The sequence below is a fragment of the Streptomyces sp. SID13666 genome (genome assembly GCF_010548325.1).
Lineage (GTDB): Bacteria > Actinomycetota > Actinomycetes > Streptomycetales > Streptomycetaceae > Actinacidiphila > Actinacidiphila fildesensis.
The window spans coordinates 1-18,053 of record NZ_JAAGLX010000081.1; the positions used below are offsets into that span (position 1 = coordinate 1).

Sequence of the window (18,053 nt, forward strand, 5' to 3'; positions counted from 1 at the left end):
GGGGGGCCGCGCGGCGGCCGGCGGCCCCGGCACGGCGGCGCCGGCCGGGACGTACGGGCACGGGCTGGGCCGCGTCCGGATCGGCGGCCGGGTCCACGACCGCGTCCTTGGCTGGATCCGCGGCCGGTTCTGCGGCTGGATCCACGGCCGGGGCGGTGTCGGGTCGCGGGCGCACGTCGCGGCCTTCCTGCAGGTGGTGAGCTGGTGCAGTGACGGTACAACGTGTTCGCGCCGGTGCGGGTCGCGGGTGTGCAAAGGCTCGGGCGCGGGAACGCGGGCGCGCAGGCCGGGCGCCAGGGCGGGGCAGGGGAGGTGGCCGTGCGGGAGCGCCCGCTACGGAACGGGCCCGGAACGCCCTTCGGGCCGACCTGGGACCCGCTGGCTGCGAGTCGGCGCCAAGGCCGTTGTCTACTGGGCGTCCGGGCCCTTCCCGGGTCACACCTGCCGTCCGGCGGCACTCGCCGTGAAGCGAGCCGCTTTCCGTGCCGCTGACGCTGGACCTGGCTGCCAGTGGCGGCGTGCACGTGCGGCGCGACACCCCATGGCCCAGCGGCGGTCGACGGATTCGCGGAGGGTCCCCGGTCCGACGTCCTGTGGTGGACTCGGCCGAACCTACTCGCCCTCGACCGTTGGCTGTCAACAGCCACTTGACCTGCGATGATCCTTCAAATCAGCAGGTCAGTGCGGGGCCCGGTGAGTCGGCGCGACAGGCCGAGGGCACACCGTTCGGCCGCATGTGGCCGCCGTGGGTCACTCGTTCGGCCGTGTGTGGACCGTGCGGCCGGACACGACGGTACGCAGCGCGACCGGAAGGGCACGGTCCGGCGCCACGTCCGGCAGGCCCGGAGTGCCGGAACGCGGGTCGGTGGACCAGTTGGCGACCCGTTCGTCCGGGGCCTGCACCACCAGTTCGCCGCCCCGCCAGAGCACGTAGTCGGCGGGCGCGCCCGGCATCAGGACACCGGTGTCGTCCCGGCCGACCGCCCGCCAGCCGCCCCGGGTGTGGGCGTTGAAGGCGGCGCGGGCCGAGATGCGGTGCCCGGGGGTGCGGTGGAACGCGGCGGCGCGTACGGCGCCCCACGGGTCGAGCGGGGTGACGGGGCTGTCGGAGCCGAGGACCAACGGCACACCGGCCCGCACCATCGCGGCGTAGGAGTTGAGCGTCCCGGCCCGTTCGGCGCCGAGCCGCTCCGCGTACATGCCCTCCTCGCCGCCCCAGGCCGCGTCGAAGGCCGGCTGCACCGAGGCGATCAGACCGAGTTCGGCGAAGCCGGCGATGGTGTCCGGCGTCATCATCTCGGCGTGCTCGACCCGGTGCCGCAGCGCCCGGATCCGGTCGGTGCCGACGCGTTCGGCGGCGGCCCGTACCCCGGCCACGACGGAGGAGACGGCGGCGTCCCCGATGGCGTGGAAACCCGCCTGGACACCGGCCTCGGTGCAGGCGGCGACATGGGCGGCGATGGTGTCGGTGTCGATGAAGGAGGTACCGCTGTGCGGGGCGTCGGCGTAGGGCGCGTGCAGACAGGCCGTGCGGGAGCCGAGGGAGCCGTCGACGAACAGGTCGCCGCCCGCGCCGACGGCGCCCAGGTCCCGGATCCGGTCGAGCCCCGAGGCGTCCTTCACGGCCTCCGCCCAGTACCCGAAGACCCGGGGCCCGGATTCCGCCGCGGCGAGCGCCAGCAGGCCGGTGAGGTCGTCCTCGGAGGAGATGTCGGGGCCGGCGCACTCGTGCACCGCGCTGATGCCCAGCGAGGCGGCGTGGCGCAGTGCCGCGCGCTGCGCCGCGAGCCGCTGGGCGGGGGTGACGGCGGCGTGCGCGGCACGGCGCACCGCGTGGTGCGCGTCGCTGGTGAGCGGGCCCTCGGGGTGGTACCCCGGCAGGTCGCGCACGCCGGGGACCAGGTCGAGCAGCGCGGTGGTGACGACGGCGGAGTGCACATCGACCCGGGTCAGGTAGAGCGGCCGGCCGCCGACCGCCTCGTCCAGCTCCTGGCGGGACGGCGTCCGCCGCTCGGGCCAGCGCGACTCGTCCCAGCCGTGGCCGAGCAGCACCCGGTCGCCGGGGCGGTCGCGGGAGAACGCGGCGGTGCGGGCGAGCGCGTCGGCGAGGGAGCCGGCGGCGGTGAGGTCGAGGCCGGTGAGCGCCAGCCCGGTCGCGGTGGTGTGGACGTGCGCGTCGGTGAACGCGGGGGTGACCAGCGCGCCGTCGAGGTGGACCACTTCGTCGACGCCGTCCACGAAGGAGTCGGCGGCGCCCTCGGATCCCACCCAGGCGACGGTGCCGCCCTCCACGACCATGGCCGTGGCGAAGGGGTCGGCGGGGCTGTAGACGGTTCCGCCGCGCAGCAGCACGGTGGTGGAAGGGGTGCGCTCGTTCATGAGGGACAGTCTCTCCCCTGCCCGGAGCGCTCAGATGCGCGGGGGCCTGGCCTCGTACGGAGTGGACAGCACGACGGTGGTGCGGGTGGAGACCCCGGCCAGGGTGCGGATCCGGGCGAGCAGGTGCTCCAGCTCGCCGGGGGTCGCGACACGGACCTTGAGGATGTAGTTCTCCTCCCCCGCGACGCTGTGGCAGGCCTCGATCTCCGGTACCTCGGCGAGGCGCTCCGCGATGTCGTCCGGCGCGCTCGGGTCAAACGGTTTGATCGAGATGAACGCCGTCAGGGAGAGTCCGACCGCTTCGGCGTCGACGATCGCGGCGTAGCCGCGGATCACCCCGCGCTGCTCCAGACGGCGCACCCGCTGGTGCACCGCCGAGGTGGACAGGCCGGTGGCCTTGCCCAGGTCGGTGTAGCTCATCCGCCCATCGGCGACGAGAAGTTCCACGATCTGTTGATCCAGCTCCTCCACGGCGGTCAACTTACTGCCCCGGAGGGCCTCCGGCACAGCGGGCAGGGGGCACGCCGGGGCGGGAGGGCGTTCTCCCGGCGCGCGCACGCCCGGAACGGCGCCGGATGTGACGAAGGACACACCGGATGCACCCCATGGTGGCGGCCGCCACGGTTATCGGGCGCGCCGGGCGGGAAGTGCTCGCTATGGCCGTGGCCGTCGTGCCCGGCGGGCCCGTCGAACGGGCGTTCATCCAAGGGGGATCCCACTATGCGCACCCATGTGCGGCCCAGCCGCAGCGAACGTACGCAGCCCGTACTCGAGGAGGACGACGAACGCGCCGCCCAGGCGCTCGAAGCCGCCGCCCTGGACGCCGAGGAGGCGTTCGACGACGAGGTCTACGACATCCTGCGGGTGCACTGCCCGGACTGCGCGCGGCCGATCGCGCTGTTCGAGGGCGAGGAGGTGCTGCCGGAGCACGCGCTGTGCCCCACGCCGTGGAATCCGTTCGGCCTCACCGTCTGTGCCGGTTCCGGGCGCGCGTTGCGGGACGCGCAGCAGGTGGACGGCATGGAGTACACCGGTGAGGAGCTCGCCACCCTGCTGACGCTGCCGGCCGGACTCGACTGGCGCACCCAGCCGTTCTCTCACGCGTACGGCCCCGAGTCCCGTCCGGTACGGGTGCCGCGCCAGCGCGCGGCCTGAACCCGGCGGCGACCGTCTGCGATACGGTGCCGCGTCCCCGGGGGGCGCGGCACCGGCGCGGCGTTACGGCTCGCCCTCCGGACCAGGGCTCGCTCTGCGGACTACGGCTTGCTCTCCGGTCCTGCGAGGTGCCGGGCGATGACCATGCGCTGGATCTGGTTGGTGCCCTCGACGATCTGCAGCACCTTGGCCTCGCGCATGTAGCGCTCGACGGGGAAGTCCACCGTGTAGCCGTAGCCGCCGAGGAGTTGGACGGCGTCGGTGGTCACCTGCATCGCGGCGTCCGTGCAGAAGAGCTTGGCCATCGCCGCCTGCCGCGAGAAGTCCCGGCCGGCGTCGCGCCGCCGCGCCGCGGCGAGGTAGAGCGCCCGGCCGGCCTCGATCTTGGTGGCCATGTCGGCGAGCATGAAGCGCAACCCCTGGAAGTCCACGAGCGGACGGCCGAACTGCTTGCGGGCCAGCGTGTAGGCCAGCGCCTCGTCGAGGGCGCCCTGGGCGACCCCGACGGCACAGGCCGCGATGCCGAGCCGGCCCGAGTCGAGCGCGGACAACGCGATGGAGAAGCCCTGGCCCTCCTCGCCGACCCGCCGGCTGTCCGGGACGGTCACGCCGTCGAAGTGGACCTGGGCGGTGGGCGAGCCCTTCATGCCCATCTTCCGCTCGGGCTGGGCGGCGGTCAGGCCCGGTGAGTCCGCGGGCACCAGGAACGCGGTGATGCCGCGCGGGCCCTCGGCGCCGCTGCGGGCGAGCACGGTGTAGAAGTCGGCGACACCGCCGTGGGTGATCCACGCCTTGGTGCCGTCGATGGTCCAGTCGCCGTCCTTGAGGACCGCGCGGGTGTTCAGGGACGCGGCGTCGGAGCCCGCTGCGGGCTCGGAGAGGCAGTACGCGCCGAGGAGCGCGCCGCCGAGCATGGCGGGCAGGTGCTCGGCCCGCTGCTCCTTGGTGCCGAAGTGCGCCACCGCGTGGCAGGCGAGGGTGTGGACACTCACTCCGAGGCCGACGGTGAGCCGGGCGGCCGCCAGCTCCTCCAGGACCTGCAGGTACACCTCGTAGGGCTGTCCCCCGCCGCCGTACTCCTCCGGATACGGGAGGCCGAGCAGCCCCGCCTCGCCGATGAGGGCGAACGTGTCCCGCGGGAAGTGCCCGGTGTCCTCCTCCTCGGCGGCCCGGGGCAGGATCTCCCGCTGGGCCAGCTCGCGGGTGAGGGCGAGCAGGTCTCGGGCCTCCTCGGTGGGCAAGTGGCGGTCTACCGGCTGCGGGCCGTTGTGAGGCATGGCGGCACGCTCCTCCCTGTCAGGCGCGGCGGCGACCGCCCAGGGTGTGGCGGTGCCGTACGTCTTGCGATGCCCAAATGCCGATCGTCTCCCGCCGGGTCTCGGCGCGGCTTGATCAGCGGCTGTGGCGCGATGGAGTATGCCCGATCGGGCGCTCCGCGTCACGGGGCGAGGCCCGGTACCGGTACAGATCAGGGGTCTTCCGGGGGCGGCGGCCCGACGGCGGGCGCACCCGGGCGTACGCCGCGCCGCGGTGGACGACGGGCGCGGCGGCGTATGCGTCCGTCATCCGTACGGGCTCTCTCCGGCGGCGGCCGGGACTGAGCGGTCCCAGGGGCCGCCCCGGGAGCCGTCCCAGGAGCCCCGCCGGGCGGCTGTGAGGCCCCGTCAGGTGCCCGTCAGCCGCAGCATGGCCCACAGGGCCGTCGTGGCGCCCACCAGCGTCAGCGGCACCGTCAGCAGGCCGAGGCGGGTGAAGACGCCCAGCTCGGGGTCCTTGCCGTGGTCGCTGAGGATCCGGCGCCACAGCAGGGTGGCCAGCGAGCCGGCGTAGGTGAGGTTCGGGCCGAGGTTCACACCGATCAGGACGGCGAGCACCGGGCCGGGTCCGGCTGTCGCGACGAGCGGCAGCAGGGCCAGCACCGCCGGCAGGTTGTTGATCAGGTTGGCCAGCACGGCGGCGAGCGCCGCCACCGCCAGCAGTTCTGGCAGTCCCGCGCCGTCCGGCAGCACCCGGTCCGCCGCATCGGCCAGGCCGTTGTCGACCACGGCCTTGACGACGACGCCCAGTGCCAGCACGAACAGGCAGAACAGCGGGTTCGCCGCGCTCGCCAGGCCGCGTACGGTCGTCCGCCCGCGGCGCAGCGCCCGCACCCCCAGCACCAGCGCGCCGGCCAGCGCCGCCCAGGCGGGGTTCACCCCGGCCAGGGAGGTGACGACGAAGCCCGCGAGGGTCAGGGCGACGACAACGAGGGTGAACACCGGGAGCGCGGGCCGTGGCACCGGTTCACCGGTGCTTGCCGGGGCGGCGAGGTCGGCGGCGAAGAACCGGCGGAAGACCAGGTACTCCAGGCCGATCGCCACCAGCCACGGCAGCGCCATCACCGCCGCGAAGCGGGTGAAGGAGAGCCCGGCCGCGGCGAAGGCCAGCAGATTGGTCAGGTTGGAGACCGGCAGCAGCAGCGACGCCGAGTTCGCCAGATGGGCGCACGCGTAGACATGGGGCCGGGACCGGGTGCCCGCGCGGGCGGCGGTCACGATGACCACCGGGGTCAGCAGCACCACCGTCGCGTCCAGGCTGAGCACGGCGGTGATCAGCGAGGCCACCACGAACACCCCGGCCAGCAGCCGGCCCGGCTCGCCCCGGCAGGCGCGGGCCATCGCGTCCCCGGCCGCGGTGAACAGCCCCGCGTCGGCGCAGAGTTCCGCGAGCACCAGCACGGCGGCGAGGAAGCCGACGACCGGCAGCAGTTCCCTGGTCTGGTCCCAGGCGTCCTGCCACGGCACCGCGCCGGTCGCGGTCACCAGCACCGCGGCCGGCACCGCCGCGGCCGCCTCCGGCCAGCCGCGCGGGCGGGCCACCGCGAACCCGAGGACCAGCAGGAGCAGGACGACGGACAGGATCTCGGCGGCGGTGCTGCTCAGGGTCGGTCTCCACGGTGCTTACGGCGGTCACATGGCGAAGCCGCAGGCAGCGGGCGCACACATGGCGGGGTCAGGAGCCAGCATGCACCACGCCGCCGACAGGTCCTGATGCCAGGACCGGTGAGTCCTCCGTGACGTTCTCGCGGGCCGCCGTCAGGCGCTCATCGCGTCGCACAGCGTCAGGGTGTGGAGATGGTCCGGCGGCCCCGGCCGGGCGTAGTACCAGCCCTGGGCGGTGTCGCAGCCGAGCAGTCCCAGATGCTCCGCCTGGGTGCGGGTCTCCACCCCTTCGACGGTCACGGTGAGGCCGAGGGTGTGCGCGAGGGAGACGATCCCCTCGACGATCTTGAGGTCGACGGGGTCGGCGGGGTGCTGCCGGATGCCCCGGGTGAAGGCCCGGTCGAGCTTGAGGTTGCTGATCGGCAGCCAGCGCAGGGACGACAGGTTGGAGTAGCCGGTGCCGAAGTCGTCGAGCGCTATGTCGACACCCAGGTCGACCAGCCGGCGCAGCGGCTTGAGGGCGTCCTCGTCGGCGCCGATCAGGGCGCTCTCGGTGACCTCCAGGCAGAGGGCGGTGGGGTCCAGCCCGGTCTCCTCCAGGACGGCGGCGACCTCGTCGACGAGCCCCGGGTGGTACAGCTGGCACGGGGACAGGTTGACGTTGACGCGGACCGGGAGGCCGTCGGCGCTCCGGCGCTGCCATTCGCGCGCCTGCCGGGCGGACTCCTGCAGCACCCAGCGGCCGAGCGGGACGATCTGCCCGGTGCTCTCCGCCAGCGGTATGAACTGGTCGGGCCCGAGCACGCCGTGCAGCGGGTGGCACCATCTGACCAGCGCCTCCGCACCCTGGACGCTGCCGTCGGCCAGCCGGATGAGGGGCTGGTACTCGATGAAGAACTCGCCGCGCTCCAGGGCGGTCGGCAGCCGGTTCGTCAGACCGTGCCGGGTGATCGCGCGGGCGTCGGAGTCCGGGTCGGCGACCTCGTAGCGGTTGCCGCCGGCGGCCTTGGCCCGGTACATCGTGATGTCGGCGCTGCGCAGCACGTCCGCCGCGCCGCGGGTGCCGGTGGGGCCCTCGACGATGCCGATGCTGCCGTGGACGGGCAGTTCACGGCCGTCGAGACGGACCGTGGTGGACAGCGCGGCCAGGATCCGGTCGGCCAGATCGGTGACCTCACCCTGGGTGGCGGGATCGACGATCAGGGCGGCGAACTCGTCGCCGCCGATGCGGGCGACCAGCTGGTCCGGGGCGGTCACGCACGCCTGCAGCCGCTCGGCGACCGCGACCAGCAGCCGGTCCCCCACCGCGTGGCCGAGGCTGTCGTTGACCGCCTTGAAGCCGTCGAGGTCGAGGTAGCACAGGCCGAGGCGTTCGGTGCCGGTCCCGGGCGACAGGGCCTGTTCCAGCCGTTCGAAGAACAGCGCCCGGTTCGGCAGCCCGGTGAGGGTGTCGTGGGTCGCCTCGTGGCGCAGCCGCTCGGTCAGCAGCCGGGCCTCGGTGATGTCCTCCATGAGCGCCAACTGGTACTGCGGGACGCCCGAGGAGTCCCTGAGCAGCGACACGGACAGGTTGGTCCACAGCGCGGTGCCGTCGGGGCGGTAGTACGGCTTGGTGATGCGGTAGTCGTCGCGCTCGCCGCGGACCAGCTCCCCGTACAGCCCCCAGACGTCGGCGCCGTCGTCCGGGTGCACGAAGTCGCTGACGTTCCGGTTGCGGACGTGGTGCTCGCCGCCGAACATCTGGGTCAGCGCGCCGTTGAGCTCCAGGATCCGGCCGTCGAGGTCGGCGATCCCGATGCCGACCGCGGCGCCCTCGAAGACCGCGCGGAAGCGGGCCTCGCTGGCCTGGAGCGCGGTCTCCGCCTCCGCCCGGGCGGAGATCGCCGCCCGGGAGATGGCCTCCTGCTCGTAGCGGGTGCGTTCGACCAGCGCGCGGGCGAACCCGGCCGCGATGGCGTGCTGCAGCCGGGCGCAGCGGGACCGGCTCTCGTCGGCCGGCAGGTCCTCCGGCGGGCAGTAGAGCACCAGGTACGCGTCGACCACCCGCAGGATGCTGGGCAGCACCTCGGGGTCGGTGCAGTGCGCGGCGACCAGCGCGGATCCGACCTCGAAGGCCGGGCGCGGGTCGAACGGAGTGGCCCGCAGCGCCTCGTCGAGACCGCGGGCCAGCGGGAGCAGGTACTCCTCGAACTCGGCGCGCGTCATCGAGGTCGCGGTGGCCGGGTAGATCGCACGGCTCCAGATGGTGGCGAACCGCCGCAGGCCGTCGGCCCGTGCGTCCAGCGCGGTGTCCCCGGTGGCGTCCTGCCCGGTGCCTCCGGCCAGGTGCAGGCCGGAGTCCCCGGTCCCCGCCGGCTGTGAGGTCACGCCTTGAGCCCCACGCCGGCGAAGCCGACGAAGGCCGCGGGGTCCTCTTCGTGACCGGCCGGGGTGTCCGGATGCCAGTCGGGCATCGGGACCAGACCGGGTTCGATGAGCTCGAAGCCCTCGAAGAACGCGGCCACTTCGGCCCGCGTGCGCATGATCAGCGGGGAGCTGGCCTTGCGGTAGACGCCCTGGACGCCGCCGCCCTGCTCGGGCGAGATGGGGCCGCCCTCGGTCGAGGCGTGGGTCAGGACCAGCAGGCTGCCGGGGGCGAGCGCGTCGCGCAGCTCGGCCACCGCGGCGGCCGGGTCGTCCTCGTCGGCCAGGAAGTGGAGGACGGCGACGAGCAGCAGCGCCACCGGCCGGTCGAAGTCGAGGAGCTCGGTGGCCTCGGGGCTGGTCAGGATGTCCTTGGGCGTGCGCAGGTCGGCGGCGGCGATCCGGGCGGTCGGATTGCCCTCGAGCACCGCCCGGCTGTGCGCCACGGCCACCGGGTCGCTGTCGACGTAGAGCACCCGGGCGCCGGGGCTGGCGGCCTGGGCGACCTCGTGCACATTGCCGAAGGTCGGTATGCCGGAGCCGATGTCCAGGAACTGGGTGATGCCCTGGTCGACGGCGTAGCGGACCGCGCGGCGCATGAACGCGCGGTTCGCCTGCATGATCTTGGGGAGCCCAGGGAAGATCTCCATGGCCTGGCGGGCGGCCTCGCGGTCCACCTCGAAGTTGTGCGAACCGCCGAGGTAGTAGTCGTAGATACGCGACACACTCGGCACCGAGAGGTCAATACCCTGGGGTGCCCAGGCGGGACGCTCCATCACGGTCTCCAGCTCATCAGATGATCTTGGACTGACCAAGATACCGGCCTGCACTCGACCCGAGGCTATCGATCACCCGGGCGAAGCGGAATATCATCCGGAAATGGTCCGTCCGTTTTCGGCGAGAACTCCCGGCATATGCACCTGCCAAAACGCGCCGCTGCGGATTCGCGCACATGTGCGGGGCCCACCGGCCGCTGGCCGGTGGGCCCCGCACATCACGCCGTCCCGGCAGCGTATGCCGTGACCGGGCTTCAGTGGAATGTCAGCAGGCGCCTTCGTCCACCCAGACACCCCATTCGCCGGTGGTGCCGGGCTCCTCGTTCTGGGTCCACCACTTGGCCTTCCACTTGTGGCCGTTGTGGGAGACCTCATTGGTGTTCACGTATATCGCGGTACTGCTCCACGCCGCTACCGTGCACTGGCCCGGCGGGTTCGTCGGAGGCGTGGTGGGGGGCGTCGTCGGAGGGTTCGTGGGCGGGGTCGCGCCGGCGAACTTCACCGAGAACTTGGCGAATTCCCAGGGCGTCTGCGCAACGCTGCTGCAGACTCCGGAAGTGGTGCCGTTGTCCGGAGGGGTGCACTGACGGTCACGGTTGAGTGACCAGAAGGTGAACCGCCCCATTCCGTGGCTGGTGGCGTAGTCCAGCACCGTCTGGAAATCGGCCTGGCGGAAGTACTCGCCGGTGTCGCTGCGGCCGTTCATTCCGGAGAAGCCCTCGTGGGCGTAGGCGGTGGCGGCGTTCCAGCCGAACGTCGTCTGCAGGATCGAGTTGAAGTTGGTGAGTGCGCTGGTCTGCGCCGCCGCCCCGTTGAAGCCGCCGTCGAACGGCATGATCGAGAAATTGTTGGGCGTGAAGCCCTGGGCCTTGGCCTCGTTCAGCATCTGCTTGCCGAACCAGCCGGTGCCGTCGGCGGTTCCGGCCGTGGTCACCGAGACGTAGAGGCCGGGGTTGTTCTGCTGGAGGATCTTCGCGGCGCCGATCTCGTGGGAGATCGCGGTGGCGTTCTCGTACTCCGGTTCCTCGAGGTCGAAGTCGATCGCCTTCAGCTGGTACTTGGTGATGACCTGCTGGTACGCGGCGGCGGTCGCCGCCGAGGTGGAGCAGGCCTGGCCGAGCTTGGTGCCGCCGTAGCCGCCGATGGAGACGGAGACGTCACCGCCCTTGGCGCGGATCCCGCTGATCACCGAGGCGACCGCGGTGTCGGAGGAGACAGCCGCGGTTCCGTCCCAGGTCGGGCTGCAGCCGCCGCCGTTGGGGGCGAGGATGAACGCGAGCTGGAACGCCTTGAGTCCGGTGGCGTCCATGATCGCGCCCGCGTCGGGGGGATTGTTGTCCCGGGGCATCAGATACGGCGCCGCCGCGTACCAGTTGTTGCCCAGGGCGGCCGCCGCGGTCTCGGCGCCGGACGCCTGGCCCGTGCCGAGCGTGGCGGCGGCGGCGAGGCCGGCCGCCGCGAGGGTGGCTGCCGCCACCCCGGAACAGAGTGCTTTGAGGCGCTTCACGTCGTACCTCCTGTGGGGGGAAACGCAGCCAGAATCCAGCTGTGACGCGAACTCGTCAAGGCTTTGGACTAGACCTAGGACTAAACCACTAAAGGCCTGCGACCTGGCGTGCCATCAGATTCCGAAGAGGATCGACGCGTTGTCGTGGCACACGGCGCGCAGCCAGGCGTCTCCGAGGCCGAGTCGTTCGAGCGACTCCAGGCCATGGGCGTAGGAGTACGGGATGTTCGGGAAGTCGCTCCCCCACAGGATCCGGTCGCCGAGGTCCGCGAGCCGCCGGTACTCCGCCCTGGGCAGCGGGGCGGACTCCTCGGAGAAGTCGGTGAACGCCATCGTCGTGTCCAGCAGGACCCCGGGGTGGCGTTCCGCCAGGTCCAGGAAGGCGGTGTAGTCGGGCATCCCCATGTGCGCGACGACCAGCCGCAGCCGGGGATGCCGCTCCAGCACCCGGGCCATCGGCCCGGGTCCGGTGAACTTGCCGGGCACAGGGCCGGACCCGCAGTGCGTCACCACCGGGATCCCCGCCTCGGCCAGCAGCCCCCAGACCGGCTCCAGCCAGGCGTCGTTGGGGTCGTAGGCCCCCACCTGGACATGCGACTTGAAGACCCGGGCGCCGCCCTCGACGGCCGCGCGCACATAGTCCGCGGCGCCCTCCTCCGGGAAGAAGGTGGCGGTGCTCAGGCAGTCCGGCGTCCGGACGGCGAAGTCCGCCGCCCAGCTGTTCAGCCAGCCGGCCATCCCCGGCTTGTGCGGGTAGACCATCGATGTGAACGCCCGGACGCCGAACCCGCGCAGTACCGCGAGCCGTTCGTCCTCCCGGTGGCGGTAGGTGATGGGCCAGCGGCGGCCGACGAGCGGCCCGGCGGCGTCGAAGTACGCCCACACCTTGTCCAGCACGCGTTCCGGCATGAAGTGCGTGTGCACATCGATCAGCCCCGGCAGCCCCAGTCCGCGCCAGAACGCGGTCACCCGTGCGTCGTCCGCGCCTGTCTCCATCATGCGGGGGCCCTCCGCCCGTTCCGTACGGTCCTGGTCCGTCCGGTCCCAGGGTCCGTCGGGGACATGATCGCAGAGGGCCCCGAGGGGGTGGCGGCCCGCCCGAGGACGCCACCGGCCCGCCGCACCACCGCGTTCAGGCGGGTGTCAGGCGGGCGTTCCGCCTTCGGCCGCCGACTTCAGGGCGTCGAGCCAGTCGACGAGCGAGGCCGTGAGCCCGGCCCGCATCCCGTCGGGATCGGCCCGGACGGGTTCGCCGTCCCAGGACTCCCGGGTCCGCACCACGACGCCGCCGGCGCCCGGCTCGAACGTCCAGACGTGGATGCCGATGATGCCGTGGGCCGGGCCGCCCCAGGCGATGCGGCCCATCGGGGTGATCTCACCGATGGTGGAGGTGATCGTGAGACCGGCGGTCTGCCACTCGAAGATCCCTCCCACCTCCAGTTCGGTGGTCAGGCGGGCGCTGGTGATACCGGGGTTCCAGCGCGGCCAGGAGCCGATGTCGGTGTGCAGCCGCCAGATCGTCTCCAGCGGGGCGTCGATGGTGACGCTGAGGTCGGCGATGGCCGGAGCCGCGTGATCGATGTCCATGATGTCCTTCACTTCTTCTCGTGGGCAGGTGACAGCGGCCGGAAGTCCTTACCAGGACCTCCAGGCGTTATGGTCAATCGCTTTCGTTACACACTATAACAGTTGCTAAGATGGGTCACGCAACCCAGGAGAGGACACATTTCGTGATGGCGGCAGCCGAGGGCCCACGGGCCCGGTTCCGGGAGCAGACGCGGAACGAGATCAAGGTGATCGCCCTGCGGCAGTTGGCCGAGGGCGGTACGGACGGTGTCGCGCTCACCCGCATCGCCAAGGAACTGGGCATGTCGGGGCCGGCCCTCTACCGCTACTTCGCGAGCCGGGACGATCTGCTCAGCGCCCTGATCCGTGATGCCTACGACGATCTGGCGACGGCGATCGAGCAGGCCGTCGCGGCCGGCTCCGAGGCCGCGTCACCGCGCGCCCGGCTGCACGCGCTGGCCGGCTCGTTCCGGGCCTGGGCCGTGGCCGACCCGCACCGCTATCTGCTGATCGCGGGCACCCCGGTGCCCGGCTACACCGCCCCGCCCGACACCCTGCTGCGCGCCCGCGCGGCGCTCGGACCCTTCATGAAGGTCTTCGTCCAGGGGCGGCCGAAGCCGGCCATGGAGACGCTGGTGGGCCAGATGGAGGCCTGGGCCGAGCGGGATCCCGCGGTGGCCGGATGGTTCGCGGAGCACACCGGGCCCTGGGACCCGCCCGGGTCGGCGGCCTCGGCGGCCGGCCGGGGCACGGCTCTCGCCGGCGCCGTCCTCACCTGGTCCCAGCTGCACGGATCGGTCAGTCTCGAAGTATCGTCCCAGTTCAGCGGCATGGGCCACAGCCCGTCGACGCTGCTCACGGCCTCGCTGGACGCCCTGGCCGACGCCTTCGGCCTGCCCGGCGTCTAGGTCAGGTCGCAATTGTGGGTCCGGCGGCGGATCCTGGCCCCATGGGAAACACCTATCGGGGCTGGGCAACAGTGATCGCCGACGGGACCGGAACCGCGGTCGAGGCCGATCTGTACGCGATTCAGGAAAAGGGCCGCCTCTCGGCCTGGCACGGCAGCCTCCACACCGGCGCGGGGGCGAGCCGGTGGGCGGTGCGCGGCAAGACGCTGGACCTGCGGCTGCCCAACGGGCGGCAGGGCGAGTGCGTCATCACCAAGGTATTCCCGGAGACGGGACGTGCCGAGGTCACCGGGAACGGGCCCGTGCCGTTCGGATCGGAGCACGAGAGGTAGTCGGAACCGCACGACACCCAGCCGCACAGAACCGCACCGAACGGGCGTCGAGCCGCGCGCGGAATGGCAGCCGCCCCGGTCCCTGGACGCAGGATCGGGGCGGCCGGACCCACTTGGCGAACAGTGCCTCCCGACAACCGGTGCGCTTCCGTGGGTCGCCCGGAGCGGCGGCCGAAGCCCTGCCGATCAGGCGTCCGGAGCAGCGCGGCACCCAGGCGCATGCGATGCGGTCCCACTCTGACCAACGGTCACTCGAGCCCCATGGGCACGTCACTCGATCGAGTGAATACCCGATCCGCATATGACGTGGGGCGCTCCGTCAGCAGTCGAGGGTGAGCGGCGGCCGCCATACACCGCCGTCCCCGGGGGTCCCCGTCGCGGTGCCGAAGGTCAGCGGCACGAAGATGGCTCCGGCGGCGGTCTCGTTCCTGCTGCCGGTCCACAGGTCGATGCCCTGGAAGGCCTGCCCGTCCATGAGGCTGACGGTGCGGGGCTGTCCGCCGCAGGAGTTGGCGGAGAAGACCCGGCGGCCGTTGGCGGGCTGGCCGAAGCCCAGGTTCACCGGCGCGGTCCAGGTGCCGTACAGACTCGGAGCGGTGGCGTACCCGGTTCCGGTCCCGGTGCAGTAACCGCAGTTGGCGTCGGAGTAGGTCAGGACGTACCGGCCCGCGGCCGCGTCGTACCAGCCGCCAGGACTCTCGATGTGGGCCAGGCCGGCGACACCCTGGACACCCGTGCCGTCACCGCCCACGCCCCAGGTGTTGAGTTCCTCGATGTTGAGGGCGGCGCTGCCCGGCATCGTGCACACCAGGGCCGGGCGGGCGCCGGGGGTCGCACTGGCGATGAAGCCGAAGTCGCCGTTGGCCGCGCAGATGGTCAGCGACGGTTTGACGTAGGAACCGTGCGGCGGGCCGGCAGAGGGGCCGCACGGGCCGAGGGGCCCGTTGCACCCCATGGCGTTGTACGCGTTGGCGTGGTTCCGGGCGTAGTCGGCCGGCGAGTTGAACCACAGGATGAAGGTGCCGTCGTCGCTGCCCCAGCCGGTGCGCTGGAGCATCCGCGGGTTGAAGCACCCGTAGGCCGATCCCCCGCCGCACTCGGTCTGCCAGGTCGTGCTCGTCCAGGGGTCGGTGTCGGCGGGCGAGAATAAGCGGACCGGCGTGGACCAGGGCCCGGCCAGGGACGGCGCGCTGGACGCCCCGAATCCGCACCAGGTGCTGGGGACCTGCCACTGGAACCCGCAGCGGTACTGGGTTCCGTAGGCGTAGTAGGTGCCGCCGAACTTCTGGATGACCCCGTCGTGCAGGTCCAGCGAGAGCGGCAGGGCGAAGGAGGGCGGCGGCGGGTCGTCGGCCTGGGAGGCGGGCGCGCCGGCACCCAGGAGGACGGAAGCGGCTAGGACAAGAGCGGCGAGCAGGGCCCGGGTACGGGACACGACGCCTCCTGTTCCGATCGGAGAGTCGATCAGCGCGGCTTGCGCACCAGTAAGATTACGTAAGTATCAGACGGAGGGTCAAGATGATGACCCGTTATATTCCGTAAGATTAGGTAACTAAAGGCCGTGGATCGGGAATCGCTAGGGTCGCGCTGCCGGATCTTGCTAGCTTGTTGTCTGTTGTTGCCCGGCGTTTCCCAGGAGAGCTGACGGCGTGAATCGGGACCCCGAAGCATGGAAGAGGCTCGGCAGGCTGCTCCGTGACGCGCGGGACCGGCGCGGGCTCACCCAGGCGAAGTTCGCCGAGGAGGCCGGGGTCTCCACCAAGGCCGTGTACAGCGCCGAGGCCGGCGCGACGCCCATGAAGCAACTGCCGCGCACCGTCGTCAAGATCGCCGCCGCCCATGGCTGGACCCCCGAGAGCATCCATGTCGTGCTCGACGGGGGCGATCCTGCGCTGGTCCACCGGGCCGGGCAGCCGGAAGAGCCGCCGCTGCGGCCGGCGCCCGGCGAGGCGGCGCACCCCAGGGGCCCCGGGCTGATCGAACTGATGCCCAGGGTCTACGAGTTCGGGCGGCTGTGCTCGGCGCTCGGCGGGGACCCCGCGCTGCGCGACGCCTTCGAGACCGCGCTCCAGCGGCTCGTCGAGTCGATCCCCCGCGAGGTCGTGGCGACGCAGGACAGCCACCGCCTGGCGGCCTACCGCCCCCACGCGGAGGGCGAAGGGCCCGCCAGGGACGACGAGGAGCGGATTCTGCGGGCGATGGAGCGCACTCCGGAGTAGCGCGCCTTCGAACGATTTCGGAACGTTTCCTTCCATTAATCGCGCACTTGAGGTACATCTGTTGATCTGCCAGGGTGCCTCCCACACGTCTGATAGACGTAGGGGGACCTATGCCCTATTCGCCGGCCGCGCTGCTGGATGAGATGCACATCCCCGTAATTCGTGAGTGGCTCCGCGACACCTGGGGCGCCTGGTCACCGGTCCACCGGAAGATCGTCATCGCTGCGGGTCTCAGCCCTGTCCAGGAACGGTGCGTCCTCGCGCACGAGCTCGAACACGTCCTCAGCGATGACGCGGCCTGTGGGTTCGGCGTCCTGAGCATCCATCAGGAGCGGCGGGCCGACATCGAGGCCGCCCGCAAACTCGTCGCCATATCCGATCTCGCCGAAGCGGCGGGATGGGCCCCGGACGTCCGCACCGCGGCCGCCGGGCTCGGTGTCACCGAGCGCATCCTGCGGATCCGCCTCCATGACCTGCGCGGCGAGGGCTGGCCGTGGCCGGCCGCAGCGGAGGGGACCCACCGGTACGGGTCCCCTCCGGCGCTGCCGGAAGGGACCCGTCCCTGATCAGCGGATGCCGACGGCGGCCAGCGCGCGGCGCTGCCCCGGGCTCGGGTGGGCCGGCCAGTAGAGGTAACAGACGCCGCCGGTCCCACTGCTGACGTTCCCGGAGGCGTTGTAGCGCTTGGTCCGCAGCCAGATGGTCTCGAACTGGGCCCGCTTGTAGACGTTGCGCACCGCGTCGTCGCTGGAGCTGGCCGGGTCGTTGGCCACCACATCGCCCTCCGCGGTGAAGCCGGCGATGCACATCAGGTGGCCGGAGGTGCCGTAGCCGGCGCCGTCCAGCTCGGTGGCGAGGAAGGACTGGGACGTTATCACCGGGATGCCGGCGCGGATCAGCCGTTCGACGTCGTTCAGCGAGTGCAGCCGTGTGATGACGCCCTGCAGGTCACGGTAGGTGGCGGCGTAGGCGGCGTTGAACGGCCAGTTGCCGCAGCCCTGGTACTGGTTGTCGTACGTGAAGCGGGCCGCGTGGTCGACCTGCGGATCGGCGAAGGCCGGGTTCACCCAAGCGAGGTCGGCCGCCGAGGGCTTGCGGCCCCAGTACTCGATGACCATCTCCGACGAGGTCGGGCTGCACCAGGCCTCGCCGCCGTTGTCGTACTCCGGGTACTGGCCCTTGTGGATGTTCTGCGAGTAGCGCGGCACCGGGAGTTCGATCCCGGCGCCCGCGCCGGGGACCGAGGCCGGAACGGTGAAGCGGTCGGGGATGGTGGAGGCCATCGCGCCCAGCCGCCAGAGCGTCGGGGTGAGCCGGCTGCCGGGCTTGCGGTAGAGGGTCACCCGCAGCCGGTACGAAGCGAGCAGCGGTCCGGCCGCCGCGTCGTCGATGGAGAAGGTGTCGGTCCAGATGCTGCTCTTGCCGTCGGTCTGGTCGTCGACCGAGGTGCGCTTGATGTCGCCGTCCCCGGAGGCCCAGCGGCCCATCACGTAGGCGGGAGTGGCGGTGCCGTCGGTGTAGGTCCCGAGCAGCTCGACCTGGAGCCAGGTGCCCGCCGGGGTACGGGCGTTCCACGAGGAGATCAGTTCGCTCGCGGGGTGCCGCAGGGTGTGCACCGGGGAGGTCCAGGTGGCGGAGTCCCAGGTGGAGGTGGTGCCGGTGTGCGGGTCGGTGTAGTCCAGCGACCCGCTGGGGCGGTCGATGACCAGACCGGGCCGTACCCCGGGCACCGGACGGGTGCCGCCGCGCTCGCCGCACCGCCAGTCGGTGTACGAGGTCCAGCCGGTGTAGTCCACCGGCGCGCTGTCGGCCGGCGCGCCGTGGGCGGGGGCGCCCCGGTCCGCGGCCCCCGCGTCTCCCGGCCGCCCGGCGGCTCGCGGGGCGGCG

The 18,053-nt window shown here is 72.2% G+C and carries 17 protein-coding genes; 5 read left to right on the forward strand and 12 right to left on the reverse strand.

The window, feature by feature from the left end:
• Positions 1 to 750: 750 nt before the first annotated feature.
• Together G3I60_RS42355 and G3I60_RS42360 are read right to left on the reverse strand one after the other, a co-directional pair.
• Complete coding sequence (locus G3I60_RS42355) at positions 751 to 2,379, reverse strand: amidohydrolase (protein WP_164299356.1); 1,629 nt, start codon at positions 2,377 to 2,379, stop codon at positions 751 to 753.
• Between the two features lie 30 nt (positions 2,380 to 2,409).
• Positions 2,410 to 2,850, reverse strand: a complete 441-nt coding sequence (locus G3I60_RS42360) for an Lrp/AsnC family transcriptional regulator (protein ID WP_138353046.1) — start codon at positions 2,848 to 2,850, stop codon at positions 2,410 to 2,412.
• A gap of 249 nt (positions 2,851 to 3,099) precedes the next feature.
• Between G3I60_RS42360 and G3I60_RS42365 the strand changes: the two genes are divergently transcribed.
• The gene (locus G3I60_RS42365) at positions 3,100 to 3,534 is read left to right on the forward strand and encodes a hypothetical protein (protein ID WP_138353045.1); all 435 of its coding nucleotides are present in this window, start codon (positions 3,100 to 3,102) and stop codon (positions 3,532 to 3,534) included.
• Between the two features lie 101 nt (positions 3,535 to 3,635).
• Here the strand turns inward: G3I60_RS42365 and G3I60_RS42370 are convergent, their stop codons facing one another.
• The 8 genes from G3I60_RS42370 to G3I60_RS42405 form a co-directional block, all read right to left on the reverse strand.
• A complete protein-coding gene (locus G3I60_RS42370) occupies positions 3,636 to 4,811 on the reverse strand; it encodes an acyl-CoA dehydrogenase family protein (protein ID WP_164299358.1) in 1,176 nt (391 codons plus the stop codon).
• Between the two features lie 115 nt (positions 4,812 to 4,926).
• Positions 4,927 to 5,100, reverse strand: a complete 174-nt coding sequence (locus G3I60_RS42375; RefSeq protein WP_164299360.1) for a hypothetical protein — start codon at positions 5,098 to 5,100, stop codon at positions 4,927 to 4,929.
• 98 nt (positions 5,101 to 5,198) lie between these two features.
• Entirely contained in the window at positions 5,199 to 6,455 is a 1,257-nt protein-coding gene (locus G3I60_RS42380) for an SLC13 family permease (RefSeq protein ID WP_164608495.1), read from the reverse strand.
• 153 nt (positions 6,456 to 6,608) lie between these two features.
• Complete coding sequence (locus G3I60_RS42385; RefSeq protein ID WP_269287806.1) at positions 6,609 to 8,780, reverse strand: bifunctional diguanylate cyclase/phosphodiesterase; 2,172 nt, start codon at positions 8,778 to 8,780, stop codon at positions 6,609 to 6,611.
• 38 nt (positions 8,781 to 8,818) lie between these two features.
• Positions 8,819 to 9,634 (reverse strand): SAM-dependent methyltransferase, encoded by an 816-nt coding sequence (locus G3I60_RS42390; RefSeq protein WP_138353042.1) that lies wholly within the window; start codon positions 9,632 to 9,634, stop codon positions 8,819 to 8,821.
• A gap of 265 nt (positions 9,635 to 9,899) precedes the next feature.
• Positions 9,900 to 11,141 (reverse strand): chitinase, encoded by a 1,242-nt coding sequence (locus G3I60_RS42395; RefSeq protein ID WP_343241884.1) that lies wholly within the window; start codon positions 11,139 to 11,141, stop codon positions 9,900 to 9,902.
• 114 nt (positions 11,142 to 11,255) lie between these two features.
• Complete coding sequence (locus tag G3I60_RS42400; protein ID WP_164299362.1) at positions 11,256 to 12,140, reverse strand: amidohydrolase family protein; 885 nt, start codon at positions 12,138 to 12,140, stop codon at positions 11,256 to 11,258.
• Positions 12,141 to 12,284: 144 nt separating this feature from the next.
• The gene (locus G3I60_RS42405) at positions 12,285 to 12,728 is read right to left on the reverse strand and encodes an SRPBCC family protein (protein WP_138353040.1); all 444 of its coding nucleotides are present in this window, start codon (positions 12,726 to 12,728) and stop codon (positions 12,285 to 12,287) included.
• A gap of 146 nt (positions 12,729 to 12,874) precedes the next feature.
• Here G3I60_RS42405 and G3I60_RS42410 point away from each other — a divergent pair, with 146 nt between their 5' ends.
• Both G3I60_RS42410 and G3I60_RS42415 read left to right on the forward strand, forming a co-directional pair.
• A complete protein-coding gene (locus G3I60_RS42410; protein ID WP_164299364.1) occupies positions 12,875 to 13,615 on the forward strand; it encodes a TetR/AcrR family transcriptional regulator in 741 nt (246 codons plus the stop codon).
• Between the two features lie 41 nt (positions 13,616 to 13,656).
• The gene (locus G3I60_RS42415) at positions 13,657 to 13,947 is read left to right on the forward strand and encodes a hypothetical protein (protein WP_138353038.1); all 291 of its coding nucleotides are present in this window, start codon (positions 13,657 to 13,659) and stop codon (positions 13,945 to 13,947) included.
• Between the two features lie 319 nt (positions 13,948 to 14,266).
• Here G3I60_RS42415 and G3I60_RS42420 read toward each other — a convergent pair whose 3' ends face one another.
• Positions 14,267 to 15,382, reverse strand: coding sequence for a hypothetical protein (locus G3I60_RS42420; RefSeq protein WP_164299366.1), 1,116 nt, complete (start codon positions 15,380 to 15,382; stop codon positions 14,267 to 14,269).
• 214 nt (positions 15,383 to 15,596) lie between these two features.
• Here G3I60_RS42420 and G3I60_RS42425 point away from each other — a divergent pair, with 214 nt between their 5' ends.
• Entirely contained in the window at positions 15,597 to 16,166 is a 570-nt protein-coding gene (locus tag G3I60_RS42425) for a helix-turn-helix transcriptional regulator (RefSeq protein ID WP_164299368.1), read from the forward strand.
• 110 nt (positions 16,167 to 16,276) lie between these two features.
• Positions 16,277 to 16,732: an ImmA/IrrE family metallo-endopeptidase gene (locus G3I60_RS42430; RefSeq protein WP_138353035.1), complete on the forward strand. Its 456-nt coding sequence runs from the start codon at positions 16,277 to 16,279 to the stop codon at positions 16,730 to 16,732.
• Here G3I60_RS42430 and G3I60_RS42435 read toward each other — a convergent pair.
• A partial coding sequence (locus tag G3I60_RS42435; RefSeq protein ID WP_203675246.1) for a peptidase C39 family protein occupies positions 16,733 to 18,053 on the reverse strand: 1,321 nt, incomplete at its 5' end.

What these genes read in the sequence shown, in the direction of transcription:
- G3I60_RS42355 (WP_164299356.1), bottom strand. Translation starts at nt 2,379, where the DNA reads ATGAACGAGCGCACCCCTTCCACCACCGTGCTGCTGCGCGGCGGAACC.
- G3I60_RS42370 (WP_164299358.1), bottom strand. Translation starts at nt 4,811, where the DNA reads ATGCCTCACAACGGCCCGCAGCCGGTAGACCGCCACTTGCCCACCGAG.
- G3I60_RS42375 (WP_164299360.1), bottom strand. Translation starts at nt 5,100, where the DNA reads ATGACGGACGCATACGCCGCCGCGCCCGTCGTCCACCGCGGCGCGGCG.
- G3I60_RS42390 (WP_138353042.1), bottom strand. Translation starts at nt 9,634, where the DNA reads ATGGAGCGTCCCGCCTGGGCACCCCAGGGTATTGACCTCTCGGTGCCG.
- G3I60_RS42365 (WP_138353045.1), top strand. Translation starts at nt 3,100, where the DNA reads ATGCGCACCCATGTGCGGCCCAGCCGCAGCGAACGTACGCAGCCCGTA.
- G3I60_RS42430 (WP_138353035.1), top strand. Translation starts at nt 16,277, where the DNA reads ATGCCCTATTCGCCGGCCGCGCTGCTGGATGAGATGCACATCCCCGTA.
- G3I60_RS42415 (WP_138353038.1), top strand. Translation starts at nt 13,657, where the DNA reads ATGGGAAACACCTATCGGGGCTGGGCAACAGTGATCGCCGACGGGACC.
- G3I60_RS42400 (WP_164299362.1), bottom strand. Translation starts at nt 12,140, where the DNA reads ATGATGGAGACAGGCGCGGACGACGCACGGGTGACCGCGTTCTGGCGC.
- G3I60_RS42410 (WP_164299364.1), top strand. Translation starts at nt 12,875, where the DNA reads ATGGCGGCAGCCGAGGGCCCACGGGCCCGGTTCCGGGAGCAGACGCGG.
- G3I60_RS42405 (WP_138353040.1), bottom strand. Translation starts at nt 12,728, where the DNA reads ATGGACATCGATCACGCGGCTCCGGCCATCGCCGACCTCAGCGTCACC.